The 19,006-nt window shown below is 72.2% G+C and carries 19 protein-coding genes; 2 read left to right on the top strand and 17 right to left on the bottom strand.

Going from position 1 to position 19,006, the window contains the following annotated elements:
- The 16 genes from ACIRFH_RS27310 to ACIRFH_RS27235 form a co-directional block, all read right to left on the bottom strand.
- Positions 1-182, bottom strand: a 182-nt coding sequence (locus ACIRFH_RS27310; RefSeq protein ID WP_403526098.1) for a flavodoxin-dependent (E)-4-hydroxy-3-methylbut-2-enyl-diphosphate synthase, incomplete at its 3' end; no start/stop codon positions are given.
- Between the two features lie 4 nt (positions 183-186).
- On the bottom strand, positions 187-1,209 hold the full coding sequence (gene hpnH / locus ACIRFH_RS27305) for an adenosyl-hopene transferase HpnH (RefSeq protein ID WP_403526095.1): 1,023 nt from the start codon (positions 1,207-1,209) through the stop codon (positions 187-189).
- A gap of 6 nt (positions 1,210-1,215) precedes the next feature.
- The gene (locus ACIRFH_RS27300; RefSeq protein WP_403526092.1) at positions 1,216-1,857 is read right to left on the bottom strand and encodes a 1-hydroxy-2-methyl-2-butenyl 4-diphosphate reductase; all 642 of its coding nucleotides are present in this window, start codon (positions 1,855-1,857) and stop codon (positions 1,216-1,218) included.
- Entirely contained in the window at positions 1,857-3,899 is a 2,043-nt protein-coding gene (shc, locus tag ACIRFH_RS27295; protein ID WP_403526089.1) for a squalene--hopene cyclase, read from the bottom strand. The genes ACIRFH_RS27300 and shc overlap by 1 nt, the downstream gene beginning before the upstream one ends.
- A 118-nt stretch (positions 3,900-4,017) precedes the next feature.
- Positions 4,018-5,082, bottom strand: coding sequence for a polyprenyl synthetase family protein (locus ACIRFH_RS27290; RefSeq protein ID WP_403526108.1), 1,065 nt, complete (start codon positions 5,080-5,082; stop codon positions 4,018-4,020).
- Positions 5,083-5,150: 68 nt separating this feature from the next.
- Positions 5,151-6,584, bottom strand: a complete 1,434-nt coding sequence (gene hpnE, locus ACIRFH_RS27285) for a hydroxysqualene dehydroxylase HpnE (protein ID WP_403526087.1) — start codon at positions 6,582-6,584, stop codon at positions 5,151-5,153.
- On the bottom strand, positions 6,581-6,715 hold the full coding sequence (locus ACIRFH_RS27280) for a DUF6380 family protein (RefSeq protein WP_403526084.1): 135 nt from the start codon (positions 6,713-6,715) through the stop codon (positions 6,581-6,583). The genes hpnE and ACIRFH_RS27280 overlap by 4 nt, the downstream gene beginning before the upstream one ends.
- Complete coding sequence (gene hpnD, locus ACIRFH_RS27275; protein ID WP_403526081.1) at positions 6,712-7,662, bottom strand: presqualene diphosphate synthase HpnD; 951 nt, start codon at positions 7,660-7,662, stop codon at positions 6,712-6,714. Before hpnD ends, ACIRFH_RS27280 begins: the two co-directional genes overlap by 4 nt.
- Positions 7,659-8,561 carry a squalene synthase HpnC gene (gene hpnC / locus ACIRFH_RS27270; RefSeq protein WP_403526078.1) on the bottom strand — a complete coding sequence of 301 codons (903 nt, stop codon included), beginning with the start codon at positions 8,559-8,561 and terminating at the stop codon, positions 7,659-7,661. Before hpnC ends, hpnD begins: the two co-directional genes overlap by 4 nt.
- Positions 8,562-8,921: 360 nt before the next feature.
- Positions 8,922-9,710: an ABC transporter ATP-binding protein gene (locus ACIRFH_RS27265; protein WP_403526075.1), complete on the bottom strand. Its 789-nt coding sequence runs from the start codon at positions 9,708-9,710 to the stop codon at positions 8,922-8,924.
- Complete coding sequence (locus tag ACIRFH_RS27260) at positions 9,703-10,632, bottom strand: ABC transporter permease (RefSeq protein ID WP_403526072.1); 930 nt, start codon at positions 10,630-10,632, stop codon at positions 9,703-9,705. Before ACIRFH_RS27260 ends, ACIRFH_RS27265 begins: the two co-directional genes overlap by 8 nt.
- 98 nt (positions 10,633-10,730) lie before the next feature.
- Positions 10,731-11,603 carry a glycosyltransferase family 2 protein gene (locus ACIRFH_RS27255; protein ID WP_403526105.1) on the bottom strand — a complete coding sequence of 291 codons (873 nt, stop codon included), beginning with the start codon at positions 11,601-11,603 and terminating at the stop codon, positions 10,731-10,733.
- Positions 11,604-11,611: 8 nt separating this feature from the next.
- Complete coding sequence (locus ACIRFH_RS27250) at positions 11,612-12,391, bottom strand: CDP-alcohol phosphatidyltransferase family protein (RefSeq protein WP_403526069.1); 780 nt, start codon at positions 12,389-12,391, stop codon at positions 11,612-11,614.
- Positions 12,369-13,433, bottom strand: coding sequence for an iron-containing alcohol dehydrogenase family protein (locus ACIRFH_RS27245; protein WP_403526066.1), 1,065 nt, complete (start codon positions 13,431-13,433; stop codon positions 12,369-12,371). The genes ACIRFH_RS27250 and ACIRFH_RS27245 overlap by 23 nt, the downstream gene beginning before the upstream one ends.
- Positions 13,421-14,173 carry a sugar phosphate nucleotidyltransferase gene (locus ACIRFH_RS27240; RefSeq protein ID WP_403526063.1) on the bottom strand — a complete coding sequence of 251 codons (753 nt, stop codon included), beginning with the start codon at positions 14,171-14,173 and terminating at the stop codon, positions 13,421-13,423. Before ACIRFH_RS27240 ends, ACIRFH_RS27245 begins: the two co-directional genes overlap by 13 nt.
- Entirely contained in the window at positions 14,170-16,032 is a 1,863-nt protein-coding gene (locus tag ACIRFH_RS27235) for a DUF5941 domain-containing protein (protein ID WP_403526060.1), read from the bottom strand. Before ACIRFH_RS27235 ends, ACIRFH_RS27240 begins: the two co-directional genes overlap by 4 nt.
- A 453-nt stretch (positions 16,033-16,485) precedes the next feature.
- Here ACIRFH_RS27235 and ACIRFH_RS27230 point away from each other — a divergent pair, with 453 nt between their 5' ends.
- Positions 16,486-17,424: a cation diffusion facilitator family transporter gene (locus tag ACIRFH_RS27230; RefSeq protein ID WP_403526057.1), complete on the top strand. Its 939-nt coding sequence runs from the start codon at positions 16,486-16,488 to the stop codon at positions 17,422-17,424.
- A 389-nt stretch (positions 17,425-17,813) separates the two neighbouring features.
- Complete coding sequence (gene idi, locus ACIRFH_RS27225) at positions 17,814-18,407, top strand: isopentenyl-diphosphate Delta-isomerase (RefSeq protein ID WP_403526054.1); 594 nt, start codon at positions 17,814-17,816, stop codon at positions 18,405-18,407.
- A gap of 9 nt (positions 18,408-18,416) precedes the next feature.
- Here idi and ACIRFH_RS27220 read toward each other — a convergent pair whose 3' ends face one another.
- Positions 18,417-18,869, bottom strand: coding sequence for an ATP-binding protein (locus tag ACIRFH_RS27220; protein ID WP_403526103.1), 453 nt, complete (start codon positions 18,867-18,869; stop codon positions 18,417-18,419).
- Positions 18,870-19,006 lie beyond the last annotated feature (137 nt).

Genomic DNA, 19,006 nt, shown 5'->3' with positions numbered 1-19,006 from the left:
AGCTCCGCGATCTGCTGGAGGGTCGCACCGATGTCGGACGTACGGGTCGTCGTCATCGACTGCACCGACACCGGGGCGTCACCGCCGACGGCCACCGGCCCGACCTGGATCCGCCGCGACGTGCGCCGCTCGGCGATCGGCCGGACCGGTACCTCGGGGACGCCCAGGGAGATGGCGGTCACGGCGTCAGTCCCGGTTCCCGGAGACCGTCTCCCGCATGGCCCGCAGGGACTCCTTGAGGGAGCCCATGGTGGCCAGGACGGCGGTGGGCTCGTAGCCGCAGTGCGCCATGCAGTTGGCGCAGCGCGGGTCCTTGCCGCGGCCGTACTTGTCCCAGTCGGTCTCCTCGATCAGTTCCCGGTACGTGGGCACGTACCCGTCGCTCATCAGGTAGCAGGGACGCTGCCAGCCGAAGAGGGAGTAGTTCGGGATCGCCCAGGCGGTGCAGGGGAAGTCGACCTTGCCCTCGAGGAAGTCGAGGAACAGCGGGGAGTGGTTGAGCCGCCAGCGGGCCCGGTTGCCGCCCGAGAACGCCTTCTTGAACAGTTCGCGGGTCTGTTCCACGCCCAGGAAGTGCTCCTGGTCGGGTGCCTTCTCGTAGGCGTAGGCGGGCGAGATCATCATCTCGTCGACCTTGAGGTCGTCGTTGAGGAAGTTGAGCACCTCGACGACGGTCTGCGGGGTGTCGGTGTTGAAGAAGGTCGAGTTGGTGGTGACCCGGAAGCCGCGCCGCTTGGCCTCCTTGATGGCCTCCACGGCCTCGTCGAACACCCCCTCCTTCGCCACGGACTCGTCGTGCCGCTCGCGCAGCCCGTCGATGTGCACCGCGAACGCGAAGTACGGCGAGGGCGTGAACTTGTCCATCTTCTTGCGCATGAGCAGGGCGTTGGTGCACAGGAAGACGTACTTCCGCTTGGCCACCAACTGGCGGACGATCTCGTCGATCTGAGGGTGCATCAGCGGCTCGCCACCGGCGATGGAGACCATCGGCGCTCCGGATTCGAGCACCGCCCCCACGGCCTGCGCGACCGGCATGCGCTGCTTGAGCACCCCGGCCGGGTGCTGGATCTTGCCGCATCCCTCGCACTTCAGATTGCAGGCGAACAGCGGCTCCAGTTCCACGATGAGCGGGAACTTGTCCCGCCGCCGGAGCTTCTGTTCGGCCAGATACGTAGCGACCTTGATGGACTGGCGCAGCGGCATGGCCATCTGGGCTCACCTCCTGGGGAGCAGCAAAGAACGGTGCCATTCGAAAAACGCGGGAAGGACGGACCGGAGAACGCGGAAGGCCGATATTCCACCGCGCAGGGTGCCGATCCGGACGAGTTCGTGTTCGGGAGCGTCCACGACCACCCGGACGGCCGCAACGGGGCGCGCGCCCGTACGGACGGCGTTCAGGAGCGTGGCGGCGGACTCCATGTCGACGGCGATCGCGCCGGTCGCGAGCAGGTCGGCGCGTTCGGGGCCGCGGACGACGTGGTCCGAGCCGGTCAGCGGCCCGGTGTGGACGGTGCGCCCGGGCACGGCACGCGCGAGTTCCTTGACGAGCCGGTCGGTCCCGACGCACCCGACCGTGCCCAGCGGGTCCCGAGTCTCCTCGGCGACGACCAGGTCGCCGGGGTGCATGCCGGGGGCGAGGCCCGCGCAGAAGCCCGTGGCCAGTACGGCGGCGTCGCCCAGCGCCGGGTCGGCCAGGACCCGGGTGACGGAGCGCTCGGCCGCCTTCGGTCCCATGCCGGTGCGCAGGACCGTGACCGGCCCGGCGGCCCCGCCGCGGTCACCGGCGCGCAGGGCGAGGTGCTCGATGCCGAGCGCGCAGGCGATCAGCAGCGGGGCCGGTCCGGGCTGGGCGCTCATCAGCTCCCCTTCGCCTCGGTCAGCGACTCGGCGAGCGCCTGGACCGTGCGGGGCGCCTTGGCGAAGGGTTCGCCGTGGACGTACCGGCCGAGCGCGGTGAGCGGGAACACCTGCCGGTACAGGTGGTAGTTGATGGAGAAGTCCCAGGGGAAGCCGGTGCCGGTGAAGTAGGGCTCGTCCCAGGAGCCGTCCTCCCGCTGGGTGGCGGCCAGCCACTCGACGCCGCGCTCGACGGACTTCGACTCCCGCTCCCCCGCCGCCAGCAGGGCCATCAGGGCCCAGGCGGTCTGCGAGGCGGTCGATGCGCCCTTGCCGCTCCACTCCCTGACGTGGCGGTAGGAGCGCAGGTCCTCGCCCCAGCCGCCGTCGTCGTTCTGGACGGACTCCAGCCAGCTCACCGCGCGGCGGATCGCCGGGTGCGAGGCGGGCAGGCCGGCCGCCATCAGGGCGGGGACGACGGAGCCGGTGCCGTAGACGTAGTTGACGCCCCAGCGGCCGAACCACGAGCCGTCCGCCTCCTGTTCGGCGAGCAGCCACTGGATGCCGCGCCGGGTGCGCGGGTCGTGGGCGAGGCCCTCGACCGCGAGCATCTCCACGACGTGCGCGGTGACGTCCGCGGACGGCGGGTCGATGACCTCGCCGAAGTCGCAGAACGGCAGCCGGTTGGGGAAGGGGCTGGTGTTGTCGACGTCGAAGGCGCCCCAGGCGCCGTTCCTGGACTGCATGCCGAGGTTCCAGCGCACCCCGCGGCCGATGGCCTTCTCCACCCGCTCCGGGTCGTGGTGCTTGACGCGGCGCAGCGCGAGGACGACCTCGGCGGTGTCGTCGATGTCGGGGTAGTTGTCGTTGTGGAACTCGAACGCCCAGCCGCCGGGCGGGAGTCCGGGCCGTTTCACCGACCAGTCGCCGGGGCGCACGATCTGCTCGCCGAGCATCCAGTCCGCGGCCTTGACCAGCTGCGGGTGGTCGGCGGGCACGCCGGCGTCGGCCAGGGCGATGGTGGCCAGGCAGGTGTCCCACACCGGGGACTGGCAGGCCTCGATCATGCGGGCCCCGTCCTCGCGCCACACGGCGAAGCGGTCCAGGGACTCCAGGCCGGCCCGCATGACGGGGTGCTGCAGGTCGTAGCCGAGCAGGTGCAGGGCGATGACCGAGTAGACGGCCGGCGGCTGGATGCCGCCCCAGCAGCCGTCGTTCTCCTGCCGTTCGACGATCCAGCGGGCGGCGGTGTTCATCGCCGCCCGGCGCAGCCGCTTGGGCGCGACCTTGCGGTAGGCGTGCAGCGCCTTGTCGATCCGCTGGAAGGCGCCGTCCCAGCTCGTCGCCGGTGCCAGGGGGCGGGGAGGGTTGGGTCGGGCCGGGTCGGTGTGCAGTTCGTCGAGCGGGAACGGGGCCGGGCGCACCGGACGCTTCGCCGAGACGATGGTCAGCGGCACGATGGTCTGCCGGGCCCAGCAGCCGAAGTCGTAGATGTTCAGCGGCACCCAGGTCGGGAACCAGATCAGCTCCGGCGGGAGTTCGGGCAGGTCCTCCCACTTCCACCAGCCGAACAGGGCCAGCCAGATGCGGGTGAAGACGCGGCAGGCGGCGATGCCGCCCTGGTCCCGGACCCATTCCGAGGCCTTCGCCATGTGCGGGGCGTCGGGGGCGTCGCCGGCCAGGCGGAGGGCGACGTAGGCCTCGACGGTGGCGGACAGGTCGCCGGGGCCGCCGTAGAAGGTGGCCCAGGTGCCGTCCTCGCGCTGTTCGCCGCGGATGAAGAGGGCGGCGGCCCGGGTGGTCCCCTCGTCCAGGATGCCGAGGAACTGACGCAGGAGCAGGTCCTCGGCGTCCATCGTGACGTTGGTCTCGAGGTCGCCCTTCCACCAGCCCTCGGCGTCCTGCCGGGAGAGCAGGAAGTCGGTGGCGCGCTGTGTGGCGCGGACGGCGGCTTCGTGGACCCCGGCCGCCGCGGCGGGGCTCGTGATGTCGGCTGTTTCGCTGGCCGCGGCTGCGCGGGACGGCAGGGCCGCCCCGGTGCTTCCGTCGGTCGTCGCTGTCATGGCTTCCCCTTCGTGCAGTGTGCAGGTGGTGCGTCTGCTGTGGGTCCGCCGTCGGCCGGTGCGCGTGGACCCGCGACACCGGCCGGCGACTACGCGAGGGCTATTCGACCGATAGTGATCATCTCTTTCGTACGACGACGAAGTCCGCGAGCGCCGTGAAACGGTCCCGTACCCGGTCGGGCATGTCGACGGCGTCGAGGGCTTCGATGGCGATGGTGTGCTGGCGGCGCGCCTCGTCGGCGGTCCACTCGCGCCCGCCCGCCTCCTCGATGAGGGCGGCACGGGCCGCGAACTCCTCCTCGGAGAAGTTCGCGAAGTCGCTGCTCTTGGCGTCGGCGGCGAGGATCTCGCCGAGCCGCTCGGAGGCGGGGCCGCCCGCGGCCAGGGCGGCCACGACCGGGAGGGACTTCTTGCGCTGGCGCAGGTCGCTCCAGGTCTGCTTGCCGGTGGCGTCCGGGTCGCCCCAGATGCCGAGCAGGTCGTCGACGGCCTGGAAGGCCAGGCCGAGGTGGTAGCCGTACTTCTCCAACGTGTCGGCGGTGTGCTCGTCGGCGCCGCCGAGGACCGCGCCGATGGAGCTGGCGGAGGCGAGCAGCGCGCCGGTCTTGTTGCCCTCCATCTCCAGGCACTCCTCGACACTGACCCGGTCTCGGTGCTCGTAGGAGATGTCCTGCGCCTGACCGTCGATCAGGGCGAGGCTGGCGCGGGTGAGGCGGCGGGCGGCGCGGCCGGCGTCCACGGTGCCGAGCTCCAGCAGCACCTCGTTGGCCAGGGCGAACAGGGCGTCACCGACCAGGATGGCCTGGGCAGGGCCGTGCACCTTCCAGGCGGTGTCCCGGTGGCGGCGCTGTTCGTCGCCGTCCATCAGGTCGTCGTGCAGGAGGGAGAAGTTGTGCACCAGCTCCACGGCGACCGCGCCGGGTACCCCGACCTCGGGCGCGGCGCCGGTGACCTCGGCGGAGAGCACCGCGAGCGCGGGACGGACGGCCTTGCCGCCGTCGCCGTCCGCGGGGTTGCCCTGGGCGTCGATCCAGCCGAAGTGGTAGGCGGCGACGGTGTCCATGGGAGGCGCCAGGCGGTCGACGGCCGCGCGCAGGACCGGTGTGGCCAGGGTCCGGCCGCGCTCCAGCAGCGCGGCCACGTCCACCGTGGTCCGTCGATCGGCCTTCGTGACCGGGGGCACAGTGGGCACAGTCTCTCCTCCAGTTGCGGTACCGGGAGTGCGGGAGCCGGTCCCACGCGGATCGGTTCTCATGCCGCCTCCTCGAAATCGGGAAGGCGGTCGCGGGACCGTCCCAGGGCGGCGAGCGCGGCTCCCGCCGCTCCGACACCGCTGCGGACGGCACTCTCCATGGTCGCGGGCCACCCGGTGGCGGTCCACGCTCCGGCCAGGTACAGGCCGGGTGCCTTGGTGCGGGCGCCGGGCCTGAGCCGGCCGACACCGGGGGCCGGCGCGAAGGTCGCGGTGCGCTCCCGGGTCACGAAGAAGTCCTTCACCCCGGCACCCCGGGCGCGGGGCAGCAGCCGCTCCAGTTCGGGCAGGTAGCGCTCGCGCAGGACGGCCACGGGCGTGTCGATCTCGTCCTGCGCGGTCGACTGGGACAGCGCCAGGTACTGACCGCCCTTCAGGCCGGAGGCCTCGGTGCGGTCGAACACCCACTGCACGGGGGTGCCGAGGGCCGCGAGGAAGGGTGCGGCGAGCACCTTCCGGTCGTAGATCACGTGGATGTTGAGGATGGGGGCGGTGCCGATCTCCAGCAGGTCGCCGGGGGCGTCGAGCGCGTCCGGGGGCAGCAGGTCGTGCGCCTCGCGCTGCGGTACGGCGAGGACGACGGCGTCCGCCCGCAGCGTCTCGCCGGGAACCTGGACGTTCCACTCCCCGTTCCCGTTCATGGAGACGGAGGTGACGCGTGTACGGACCTCGGTGCGCACGCCCGCGGAGTCGAGCGCCCTGCGGGCCAGCCGGTCGTGCAGTTCGCCCAGCGGGACGCGGGCCCAGCCGATGTCGGCCGCGCCCGGGTCGGACAGCAGACCGGTCTTGAACACCATCGCGGCGAGCCCCAGCGAGGCGTCGCCCGCGGCCGCGTTGAGGGTGGCGACCCCGACCAGGTCCCACAGGGCCTCGACGGCACGCGCCGACTGGCCGTGCGCGGTCAGCCAGCTGCCGAAGTCCTGGTCGTCCAGCGCCGGATCGGCGAGGTCGAGCCCCTTGAGCGCGAGCGCGGCACGCCCGACCCGGGCGCGCTCGGCGAGCGAGAGGTGCGGATACGCGGCGAGGCTGCGCCCCAGGTGCAGGGGTACGGGCAGCGCGTCGCGCCGCAGCCGGCCGAGCCGTCGCCCCGCGGGCCGGTCGAGGTCGACGACGGGCACGTCGAGACGTTCCTGCACCGGGGCGAGCGCGGTCCCCTCGATGCGGTCGAGGAACCAGCGGTAGGCGGTGCAGCAGCGCAGGTACACGTGCTGGCCGTTGTCGACGGTCAGGTCGCCGCGCCGGAAGGAGAAGGCGAGCCCGCCCAGGCGCGGCCGCCCCTCCAGCAGGGTGACGCGCACGCCGGCGTCGGCGAGGGCGAGCGCGGCGGTGACACCGGCGAGTCCGCCGCCGACCACGACGGCGTGTCTGCCGGCCGGGACGGCGGAGACGTCCGCGAGCGGCCCGTCGTCACGCGTGCCGTTGCCGTGGGTCATCGTGCACCTTTCCCTGCCCGGTCGCCGTGGTGTGTGAACGGTGTACGGCAGACCGTCTCAGTCAGGGACGCCGCCCGCCACCGGAGGGTTGCCCGCCGTTCTCCCCGGGGAGTGCCCGGTGCGCCGCTCACGGGCGCCTCCTGACGGTCCGCCGGACCACGTGCCGGGTGTCCAGCCCGGACAGGCCGCGCACGGCGACGTACGCCTTCTCGCGTCCGGGCAGCGAGACCCTGCCGCGCAGCACGGCCTCGGGGTCGCGCTCGATGCGGTCCAGCAGGCGGCGGTAGATGCCGGCCATGGCGGCGACACAGGCGCCGCTGCGGCGGTCGAGCATCGGGAGCAGCCGGTAGCCCTCCGCGAAGAGGGCGCGGGCCCGACGCACCTCGAAGTGCACGAGGCCCGCGAAGTCGGAGCCCTCCGGTGGCGTCGGCCCGGCGAACCCGGCGGAGCAGCCGAACTTGGCGAGGTCGTCGGCTGGCAGGTAGGTACGGCCGTCCTCCGCGTCCTCGCGGACGTCCCGGAGGATGTTGGTGAGCTGGAGCGCGAGGCCGAGCGTGTCGGCGTACTCGGGCGCGCGTTCGGCGCCGCGCGCCCCCGGTTCGGTGCCGAAGACGCCGAGCGAGAGACGTCCGATGGCACCGGCCACGCAGCGGCAGTAGACCTTCAGGTCGTCCCAGGTCTCGTAGGTCTCGCCCCGCAGGTCCATCTGGACGCCGTCGATCAGTTCGTCCAGTCCGCCGAGCGGGATCGGGAACTGCCGTGCGGCGTGGGAGAGGGCGACGGCCACGGGGTCGGTGTCGTCCTCGTCGACCGCGCCCTCCTGGACGCGGCCGAGCAGTGCCCGGGTCTCCTCCAGCCGGGCGACCTTGACGTCGGCCGGGAGCGCGCCGTCGCCGATGTCGTCGACGCGGCGCGAGAACGCGTACAGCGCGGACATCGCCCGGCGCTTGGGCGTGGGCAGGAGCCGGATGCCGTAGGCGAAGTTCCGGGCCTGCTGTCCGGTGACGGTCTCGCAGTAGCTGTACGCGGCGAGTACCGGTGCGGACACGTGTGCTGACGACTCCACGGTCCGGATCACCCCTCTCCTCGCAGGGTCGCGCCCACCTCGCGCAGCAACCGGACCTTACCGGGCTTGGGCGGGCCGGGAAGTACGTCGTAGCCGGCGGCGGCGATCGCCCCGACGGCCGCTCTTCCCCCGGCCACGAATCCCGCGAGCAGCAGCCTCAGCCTTCCGTGGACACTACCCACCAGGGGGGAGCCTTCATCCAGCAGATCGCGGGCGCGCCCGGCCTCGAAGGCGATCAGGGCGCGCACCGACGCGCCCGCGCCGGGTGCGGCGAGATCCGCCTCCTGGACGTGGAAGCGCTTCATGTCCTCGGCGGGCAGGTAGACGCGGTCCCGCCTCAGGTCCTCGGCGACGTCCTGGAGATGCTCGACGATCTGCAGGGCCGTGCAGATCCGGTCGGAGTGGCGGATCCGCTCGGGTGTCGAGGTGCCGGTGACGGCGAGGACCAGGCGGCCGACCGGGTTGGCGGACAGCTCGCAGTAGGCGAGGAGGTCGTCGTACGTCTCGTACCGGCCGACCAGCTGGTCCTGGCGGTTGGCGGCGATGAGGCCGAGGAAGGGCTCGGGGGTGAGCGAGCGGCGGCGCACGGTGGGCTGCAGGCGCCGCAGCAGGGGGTGGCGGGGCGTGCCGTCGAAGACCCTGCGCAGGTCGGCCTCGAAGGCGTCCAGCATCAGCAGCCGGTCGCCGGCGCCGTCGTCGGGGACGCCGAGGATGCGGGCGTCGGCGCCGCCGGGGGCCAGGTCGCCGTCGCCGATGTCGTCGACCAGGCGGGCGAAGCCGTAGACGGCCATGAGATCGGTGCGCCAGTCGCGGGGCAGGAAGAAGGGTGCCACGGGGAAGTTCTCGCTCGCGGCCTTGTCGAGCGTGCCGCGCTCCGGGTCGACGGCGTGCGCCGTGTCGGTCACCGTCATCGCGGGCCGCCCGGGACGGGGACGGCGCACGCTTCGCGGAGCAGGGGAGTTTCCGTAGCCATTGCCGTCACATCTCCCGTTCTACACTGCCGACCCAATACATACTATTTCGGACACGCCGCCCGAACGCCCGCGCGGCGGGCCCGCTCGAGGGTGACGGGCATTATCGCCCCATGTGCCGCGTTTCGGGACCGCTACAGCTTACGTTGTACAACTCACCGGGTTCCGCCGGGGTGCACAGCGCATCACAACAACACATCGATCGGCTTCAAGATTCCTGGTTCGGCCGGGAGTTGACGCTTCCTTTGCAGACGCGGGGCCCCGCCGGAACAGTTCCTGCGGGGCCCCGGGCGTGTCGGGCTACCTGGCCGTGAACTTCTCGTACTCCCTGATCACCTCGTCGGTCGGCCCGTCCATGCGCAGTTCACCGCGCTCCAGCCACAGGACGCGGTTGCAGGTGTCTCGGATGGACTTGTTGTTGTGGCTGACCAGGAAGACCGTGCCGGCCTCCTTGCGCAGCTCGCGGATGCGCGCCTCGGAACGCGTCTGGAAGGAGCGGTCGCCGGTGGCCAGCGCCTCGTCGATCATGAGGACGTCGTGGTCCTTGGCGGCGGCGATGGAGAAGCGCAGCCGGGCCGCCATGCCGGAGGAGTAGGTGCGCATCGGCAGGGTGATGAAGTCGCCCTTCTCGTTGATGCCGGAGAAGTCGACGATCTCCTGGTAGCGGGCCTTGATCTCCTCGCGGGACATGCCCATGGCGAGGCCGCCCAGGATGACGTTCCGCTCGCCGGTCAGGTCGTTCATCAGGGCCGCGTTCACGCCGAGCAGGGAGGGCTGGCCGTCGGTGTAGACCTTGCCCTTCTCGGCGGGCAGCAGGCCGGCGATGGCCCGCAGCAGCGTCGACTTGCCGGAGCCGTTGGAACCGATCAGGCCGATGGCCTCGCCCCGGTAGGCGACGAAGGAGACGCCCCGCACGGCGTGCACCTTGCGCACGCCCCGCGCCGTGTCGTCGGAGCCTCGCTTCAGGATGCGGCTGAGGGCCGCGGTGGCGCTGCCCCTGCCGGTCTTGGCTCCGTTGACGCGGTAGACGATGTGGACGTCGTCCGCGATGACCGTCGGCACCCGTTCGTCACGCTGCTGCTCAGCCACGGCCGTACCTCTCCTCAGCCTTCCAGAAGTACACGAAGCCGCCCACCATGGCGAGGACGGCCCAGCCGGCCGCCACCGCCCACACGTGCGGCGGAAGGTTCTCGGTGCCGTAGCCGTCGATCAGCGCGAAGCGCATGAGGTCCATGTAGACGGCCGCCGGGTTCCACTGGAGCACGTCGGCGATCCAGGACGGCTTGTCCTTCAGCATGACCGGGATGGAGAACATGACGCCGGAGGCGTACATCCAGGTCCGCATGATGAACGGCATCAGCTGGGCCAGGTCCGGCGTCTTCGCCCCCATCCGGGCCACGGCCAGCGCGAGACCGGCGTTGAAGAGGAACTGCAGGGCGAGCGCCGGGACGATGAGCAGCCAGGACAGGGAGGGGTAGCTGCCGAAGGCCACGACCACGAGGAAGAGCACGATCATCGAGAAGAGCAGCTGCTGGAGCTGCTGGAGCGCGAAGGAGACCGGCAGCGAGGCGCGCGGGAAGTGCAGGGCGCGCACCAGGCCCAGGTTGCCCGAGATCGCGCGGACGCCGGCCATCGTCGAGGACTGCGTGAAGGTGAAGACGAAGATCCCCGTCACCAGGAACGGGATGTACTGGTCCTTCGACAGGCCCTTGCCGGCACCCAGGATCAGGCCGAAGATCAGGTAGTAGACGAGCGCGTTCAGCAGCGGGGTGGCCACCTGCCACAGCTGGCCGAGCTTGGCCTGGCTGTACTGGGCGGTCAGTTTCGCCTGGGAGAAGGCGAGGATGAAGTGCCGCCGCCCCCAGAGCTGACGGACGTACTCGACGAGGGACGGCCGGGCGCCGCTCACCGACAGCCCGTACTTCGCGGCGAGCTGCGCCGCCGTGAGTCCCTCGTCGGGCGACACGGGCCTGGTCGTCGCGACCGTGCCGTCGTGTGTTGTCTCACTCACTGATGGAAACTTTCGTCTTCGTCGATGCGTGGCCCGTACGGACCTGGCATGAGCCGGCCGGCCTCGGAGGGCCGGGGGTGCTCTCGGACACGAGCTTGTCAGATCACCGGAGGCCGGCCCAGCCGGGTCAGCCGCCACACCGTACGCCACCTCATGGGCCGACGAGGACCGCACGGAGTGGCCCAGCCCTCCCGGAACCCGCCGAACCACGCCTTCAGGGCCGGGCGCGAGGGGCGGCGCAGCAGCGTGAGCAGCAGCCACACCCCGAGGTAGACCGGGACGAGGAGGGCGGGGAGGTTGCGGCGGGCGAGCCAGACCCGGTTGCGGGCGACCATGCGGTGGTAGACCGCGTGCCGCGAGGGTGCGGTCGTCGGGTGGTACAGCACCATGTCGGACCGGTAGTCGATCATCCAGCCGGCGTCGAGGGCCCGCCAGGCCAGGTCGGTCTCCTCGTGGGCGTAGAAGAACTCGTCCGGCAGATTGCCGACCTCGGCGAGGACGCGGGTGCGCACCGCGTTGGCGCCGCCGAGGAAGGTGGTCACCCGGGAGGAGCGCATCGGGTCGGAGGCGCGCAGCCGCGGCACGTGCCGGCGCTGGGTCTCGCCGGTGTCCGGGTCGGCGATGCGGAAGCTGATGATGCCGAGCCGCGGGTCGTCCGTGAACGCCTTGCGGCACAGCTCGGCGGTGTCGGTGCGGGCGAGCAGGCCGTCGTCGTCGAGGAAGAGCAGGATGTCGACGTCGGTGCCGCCGGGGCCGAAGGCCTCGATGCCGACGTTGCGGCCGCCGGGGATGCCCAGGTTCTCGGGCAGCTCGACGGTGCGGACGCCCTCGGGCACCTCCGGGACGGGCGATCCGTTGCCGACCACGACCACCTCGACCGGGTCGCCGTCCTGCCCCGCGACCGAGTCGAGCAGGGCGCGCAGCTCCTCGGGGCGGTTGCCCATGGTGATGACGACCGCGCCGACCTTCAGCGGGGCGCTCATCGCAGCCTGCTGGAGGCGAGGACGGACACCAGGTGCAGCAGGGTCTGCAGCAGCGCGATGCCGGCGAGCACGGCGGTGCCGAGCCGGGTGAAGAACAGGTCTCCGCGGCTCGCGTCCACGACGGCGAGCACGAGGATCAGCAGGGACGCCTCGATGCCGAGGATCAGCCGGTGGAACTTGAGCGCCCCGGCGGCCCGGCGGGCCAGCGCCATGCCGGAGGAACGCGGCTCGGACGCGGCCTCCTTGACCGGCGGCATCCCCGCCTGGTGCCGGGCGACGCCCACCAGGTCGGTCTCGGCCTTGATCAGGATGGCGCCGAGGGCGGCCAGGGTGCCGAGGAAGGCCCACAGCCAGTCGATCCGCCCGGTGCCGAACAGGTCGGCGGCGCGCAGACCGAGCCCGACCAGGACCGCGGCGTCGGTGAGGTAGGCGCCGACGCGGTCCAGGTAGACACCGCCGAGCGAGTACTGCTTCTTCCAGCGCGCGATCTCGCCGTCGACGCAGTCCAGCAGCAGGTACAGCTGGACCGCGACGACACCGAGCACGGCGCCCCAGATCCCCGGCACCAGCAGGGCCGGGGCCGCGAGGACGCCGCAGACGGTCATCAGGTACGTGAGCTGGTTGGGCGTGATCCTGGTGTTCACCAGGTAGCGGTCGATCCGCAGCGAGACCTCGCGCATGTAGAGGCGTCCCGCCCAGTGCTCACCGCTGCGCCGGTCCTTGACCCCCGCGGGATGGACGACCGGGCGTAGTTCAGCTACCGATGGCCTTGACATAGTCGGCGTACATGTCCTTGATCTGGTCGGTCGTGAGGTCGAGGTGTTCGAGGATCGTGTAGCGGCCGGGCCGGGTCTGGGGGGCGAAGTCGACGGCCTGCACGAACTCGTCCAGGTCGAAGCCGATCTCGCCCGGCAGGACGGGCAGCCCGTGGCGGCGCAGTACGTCGGCCATCTGCCCGGCCGTCTCCCGGTCGCCGCGCAGGAACGTGGCGAAGGCGCCGCCGAGGCCGCACTGCTCGCCGTGGAGCGCGCTGCGCCTGGGGAACCGCAGGTCGAACGCGTGACTGATCTCGTGGCAGGCGCCCGACGCGGGACGGCTGTCCCCGGCCACCGACATGGAGATGCCGCACAGCACCAGGGACTCGGCCAGCGTCGTCAGGAACGTGTCGTCGCCGATGGTGCCGGGGTGGCGCAGCACCGCCTCGGCCGCCTGGCGGGCCATCGCGGCGGCCAGGCCGTCGACCTTCTCACCGGTCTCGCGGTGCGACAGCTCCCAGTCGGCCACGGCGGAGATCTTGCAGATCACGTCGCCGATGCCGGCGCGGACGTAGCGCGCCGGGGCCTCGCGGATCACGTCGAGGTCGATGACGATGCCGATCGGGTTGGGCACGCCGTAGGAGCCGCGGCCCGCGTCGTTGTCGAGGGTGGCGACCGGCGAGCACAGCCCGTCGTTGGCCAGGTTGGTGGCCACCGCGACCAGCGGCAGGCCCACCCGGGCCGCCGCGTACTTGGCGCAGTCGATGACCTTGCCGCCGCCGACGCCGACCACCGCGTCGTAGCGGCCGGCCTTCTTGATGGAGTCGGCGAGCCGCACGGCGCCGTCGATGGTGCCGTCGGCGTCCGCGAACCAGTCCGCGCCCGGGAAGGCGGGGCCGAAGCGGTCCCGCAGCACCTGGCCGGAGCCGTTGCTGATGGCGAAGGCCAGCCGCCCCGAGGGCGAGATCCGCTCGTCGGAGAGGATCACGGCCAGGTCGTCGAGCGCTCCCGGCCTGATGTCGACGACGAGCGGCGAGGGGATGAGCCTCGTCAGTACTGGCACGCGATCTCCCTGCCCTTGGCGAGGTCGTCGTGGTTGTCGATCTCGACCCACTTGACGTCGCCGATGGGCGCCACGTCGATCTTGAAGCCGCGGTCGACCAGCTCCTGGTAGCCGTCCTCGTAGTACAGCTGCGGGTCGCGCTCGAAGGTGGTCTTCAGCGCGTCGGCCAGCTCCGCGGCGGCCTCGCCCTCGATGAGGGTGACGCCGATGTACTCACCGGTCGCCTCGGCCGGGTCCATCAGCTTGGTGATGCGCCGGACGCCCTTGTCGGGGTCGACGACGACCTTCATCTCCTCGTCGGCGAGGGACTTCACGGTGTCCAGCGCCAGGATGATCTTCTTGCCGTCGCCGCGGGCGGCGAGCAGGGTCTTCTCGACGGAGACCGGGTGCACGGTGTCGCCGTTGGCGAGGATCACGCCGTCCTTGAGGGCGTCGCGGCCGCACCACAGGGAGTAGGCGTTGTTCCACTCCTCGGCCTTGTCGTTGTCGATGAGGGTGAGCTTGACGCCGTACTTCTGCTCCAGCGCCTCCTTGCGCGCGTACACGGCCTCCTTGCGGTACCCGACGATCACCCCGACCTCGGTGAGGCCGACCTCGGCGAAGTTGCCGAGGGTCAGGTCCAGCACCGTGATGTCGTCCTCCGCGCCCTCGGGACCGACCGGGACCAGTGCCTTGGGCAGGGTGTCGGTGTAGGGGCGCAGACGGCGTCCGGCGCCGGCCGCCAGCACGAGGCCGATCATGCGGGTTCTCCTTCGTCGTGTACGGCGGGTGCGCCGACCTTGTGGGCGGCGACCCAGAAACGGATGCTCTCGACGAGCACCACGAGGGCGACGGCCACGGCGAGGACCGTGAGCGCGACCTTGAAAGCGGAGGCGGTGAGCAGCACGGCCAGCACCGTGACCAGCAGCGTGCGGCCCTCGTGCCCCCCGATCGCCCGCACCAGCCAGTGCGGGGGCGCACCCGCGTCGCCGCGGATGCGGTAGACCGTGTCGTAGTGATGGTAGGCGACCGCGGCGACCAGCCCGAAAGCCGCCGGAAGCGCCCCGTTCACGTCCGCTTTCGCCGCCAGTACCAGGACGGTGCCGTACTCGGCGGCCCGGAAGAACGGCGGCACCAGCCAGTCGAGGGCGCCCTTGAGGGGACGGGCGACGGCGAGGGCGGACGTCAGGACGTAGAGGACCGCGCCGGCGACGGGCCAGGAACCGCCGAAGCCGGTGAACGCGGCCGTCGCGACGACGGCGGCGCCGCCGAGGAGGGCGACGGCGGGGGCGGTGAAGCCGGGCAGCCGGCGGGCCGCCCCGCGCAGGCCCGCGGCGACGGCCCCGGCGAGCGGGCCGGAGTCGGCGAGGTCGGCCAGCGCCCTCGCCGCCCGGTCGGTCCGGGCGGCCCTGCGGGTCAGCGAGCGCAGGACGCGGCCCGCCGTGGTGTACGTCGCGGCGAACGCGCAGCCGATCAGCAGCGCGGAGAAGGTGATCCGGGGGGTGGTGACCGCGGTCAGGACGGCGATCATGGCCCAGCGTTCACCGATGGGCAGGACGATCATGCGGCGCGCCCAGACCGTCCAGCCGACGCTGTCGAGCTTGTCGGAGAGGGCCGCGGTGGGGCTGGTGTTGGCGGTGGCGGCCGTGCTGTCGACGTTCGCCTCGTTGAAGGAGAAGTCCACGACGTGCCGGCAGGTCTGGAGGACCATCGCGCCGAGGGCGAGGGCCCACACGTCGTCGCCGCCGCGGGCGGCGCCGAGGGCGAGGCCCGCGTAGTAGGCGTACTCCTTGGCGCGGTCGAAGGTGGCGTCCAGCCAGGCGCCGAGCGTGGAGTACTGGAGGGAGTAGCGGGCGAGCTGCCCGTCGGTGCAGTCGAGGACGAAGGAGGCGATCAGCAGGACGCCGGCGGCGACGAAGCCGCCGCGGGTGCCGGTGGCCGCGCAGCCCGCCGCTATGAGCGCGGTGATCAGGGAGGCGGTGGTGACCTGGTTGGGGGTCAGTCCGCGCCGCGCGCACCAGCGGGCGATGTAGCGGGAGTAGGGGCTGACGAAGAAGGTGGTGACGAAGCCGTCGCGGGCCTTGACCGCCGACTTCAGGCGTACGGCCTCGTCGTCGACGGACGCGACGGCCTGCCGCGCCTCGTCGCGGGCCTGCGGGTCGGCGGGGACGACGGCGACGAGACTGCCGAGCTCCGGCCGGTACACGTCGGCGCCGTCGGCGTCGAGCGCGCCGGCGATCCGGTCGGCGAGGCCGTCCGCGTCCTCCACGCCCGGCTTCGTTCCCGCGGGGGCGCTCCCGTCCGCCGCACCGCCGCCCGCGGAGCTCTCCCGGGCCATGGCGCGGGTGAGAGCCTGGCGGGCGTCCGGCCGGGCGGTCACGGCGCCGGGGATCGCGGCGAGCGGGAACCGGGGGTCGGTGAGGCCGAGGCGCAGGGCGTGCAGATGGCCCACGAAGCGGGCGTCGACGACGGCGACCCGCTCTCCGCCCGGCACCCGGGCCAGCAGCGTCTCGGCGTCGGCCGTACCGGAGGCGAGCCGTACCTCGAAACCGAGGGACCGCAGCTCGCTCTCGACGGACGAACCGGGGACCGGCTGGCCGGTGAGGATGGCGGTCGACAACCGAACTCACTCCCTGGTGCCGACGCCGGTGCGCCGGTCCTGTGCATGGTGGGGCGCCCGTGCCTGGGGCACCCGGGCGGCATGTCGGCAGAGGTTATCGGATGCCCGGAACACCGCGTTCACCGCCCGTTTCACGGTCGGTCGACCACGCTCGCACCCGCCTCGGCCGCGATCATCATCGGGGATCCGGGGCCCGCCCCACAAACCGCGCTCCACAAACGGACATCAAGGGCATCGCGCAGTGTCGGAGGATGTGCGCGGAGAGTCAGGGCGGTGCGCGGGCGAGCGGGCGTCCGCGCAGTCCCCGAAGGGAAGTCCGCACCCGGGAGACACTCTGACCTGCGGAACGTTTCCGCAGGTCAGGGCAGATGACAACGGTGTTCAGTGCCGCGTTGCCCCATACCCCCCGCCCGTAGTTGACTGAGACCCCGCAGACACAGGGAGGCGGCTTCCATGGGGGCTGGGCACGATCACGGGCATGCGCACGGCGCGCACGGCGGCGGCACGGCCACGGCCGCGTACCGCGGCAGGCTGCGGGTCGCGCTGGCGATCACACTCACCGTCATGGTCGTCGAGATCGTCGGCGGCGTGCTCGCCGACTCGCTCGCCCTGGTCGCCGACGCGGCGCACATGGCGACGGACGCGCTCGGACTGGGCATGGCGTTGCTGGCGATCCACTTCGCGAACCGGCCGCCGAGCGACCGGCGCACCTTCGGCTACGCCCGTGCGGAGATCCTCGCGGCCCTGGCGAACTGTCTGCTGCTGCTCGGGGTCGGCGGGTACGTCCTGTACGAAGCGATCGAGCGGTTCGTCACACCGGCCGGCACCGCGGGCGGGCTGACCGTCGTCTTCGGCGCGATCGGCCTGGTGGCGAACATGGTGTCGCTGTCGCTGCTGATGCGGGGGCAGCGGGAGAGCCTGAACGTGCGCGGCGCCTTCCTGGAGGTCGCGGCGGACGCGCTGGGTTCGCTGGCGGTGATCGTCTCGGCGCTGGTCATCCTGGCCACGGGCTGGCAGCCGGCCGACCCGATCGCGTCCCTGCTCATCGGCCTGATGATCGTTCCGCGCACGTGGCGGCTGCTGCGCGAGACGCTGGACGTGCTGCTGGAGGCGGCGCCGAAAGGCGTGGACATCGCCGAGGTGCGCTCCCACATACTGGCGCTGGACGGTGTCGAGGACGTCCACGACCTGCACGCGTGGACCATCACCTCGGGCATGCCGGTGCTGTCGGCGCACGTGGTGGTGAGCGGCGAGGTGCTGAACGCGATCGGCCACGAGAAGATGCTGCACGAGCTGCAGGGCTGCCTGGGCGACCACTTCGACGTGGAGCACTGCACCTTCCAGCTGGAGCCCGGCGGGCACGCGCAGCACGAGGCGCGGCTGTGCCACTGAGGCGCGGGGCGCTCCGGCACGGTGCCGTGGGGGCGCGGGCGGAGGCGGCGTGGTGCGCGACCGTCCGCCGGGCCCCGGGTCCCGGCGGGACCTGATCGCCCCGGCGCTCCCCTCTCCGCCGCGCGCCCGGCCTCCCCTCGGCCGCCCGGCTCTCCTTCCGGTCCCTCTCAGCCCCCTCTGGTTCCTCCCGGTCGCGCACAGGTCGGGCCCCGGACGGTTCCCCGTGGGCGGCACCGGGCACGATCTTGGACCGTGGGCCCCTTCCTCGGTGTCGGCCGGTGCGGGCCGCGGTTCCGCGTCGCGCGGGACATGCGGGCGTGCCGGAAGTGCCGAGGGTGCCTGATTCGTGGGGCACACTTGGGGCGCGAGGACCGATGTGAAGGATGGGTATGCCGATCACTCCTGCCACCGCGACGCACAGTTCGTCGAACGGCACCGCAGACGCGATTTTGCTGGAACTGGTCGACGAGAACGGCGTGACGGTCGGTACCGCGGAGAAGCTCGCCGCGCACCAGCCGCCGGGGCAGCTGCACCGCGCCTTCTCCGTGTTCCTCTTCGACGAGCGCGGCCGGCTGCTGCTCCAGCAGCGGGCCCTGGGCAAGTATCACTCCCCCGGCGTGTGGTCCAACACCTGCTGCGGTCACCCCTACCCCGGTGAGGCGCCGTTCGCCGCCGCGGCCCGGCGGACGTTCGAGGAGCTCGGCGTCTCGCCGTCGCTGCTCGCCGAGGCGGGCACGGTGCGCTACAACCACCCGGACCCGGCCTCGGGGCTGGTCGAGCAGGAGTACAACCACCTGTTCGTCGGCCTGGTGCAGGCACCGCCGCGGCCCGACTCGGAGGAGGTCGCCGAGACGGTCTTCGTGACCCCGGACGAGCTGGCCGAACGGCACGCCGAGGACACCTTCTCGGCGTGGTTCATGACGGTGCTGGACGCGGCCCGGCCCGCCGTCCGCGAGCTGACGGGCCCGTCCGCCGGCTGGTGAGCGGCCCCGTCACCGCGGGGCGGGCTTGAGCGGCAGGGCGGCCCAGACCACCTTGCCGCCGCTCGCCGTGTGGGCCACGTCGCACGCCCCGCCCGCCTCCCGGGTGATCTCCCGGACGAGGAGCAGCCCGCGCCCGCCCGTCCGCCCGTGGTCCGTCTCCAGGGCGGTCGGGCGGTAGGGGTGGTTGTCCTCCACGGCCACCCGGACCCACTCGGGTCCGACGGCGACCTCCACGGCGAGCGTCGGCGAGAGCACCGCGGCGTGCCGGACGGCGTTCGTGACCAGTTCCGAGACGATCAGCAGCAGGCCCTGGGTCACCTCGTCGGAGAGCGGCACGCCCTGGCGTACCAGCAGGTCCCGCACGGCGTGCCGGGCCTGCGGGACGGAGGCGTCGACGGCGGGCGCGGTGAACCGCCAGACACCTTCGTACGGCAGCGGCTGTGCGGGCCCGGTCTCGTCCATCGTCCGGTCGCCACCCTCGGGCTCGATTGTCACCACACCCTGAGTGTTGGTAACGCGTCCCTCCGCACCGGAAGACTGAACACAAATCGGCGGGTATCGAGCGGTTCTGATCGTTGACGTGTGGCACGGACGGTTGC

This window comes from Streptomyces sp. NPDC093586 (genome assembly GCF_044764905.1).
Lineage (GTDB): Bacteria > Actinomycetota > Actinomycetes > Streptomycetales > Streptomycetaceae > Streptomyces.
The sequence above is the reverse complement of the archived record's forward strand: the minus strand, read 5'-3'. Positions and strand labels throughout refer to the sequence as shown.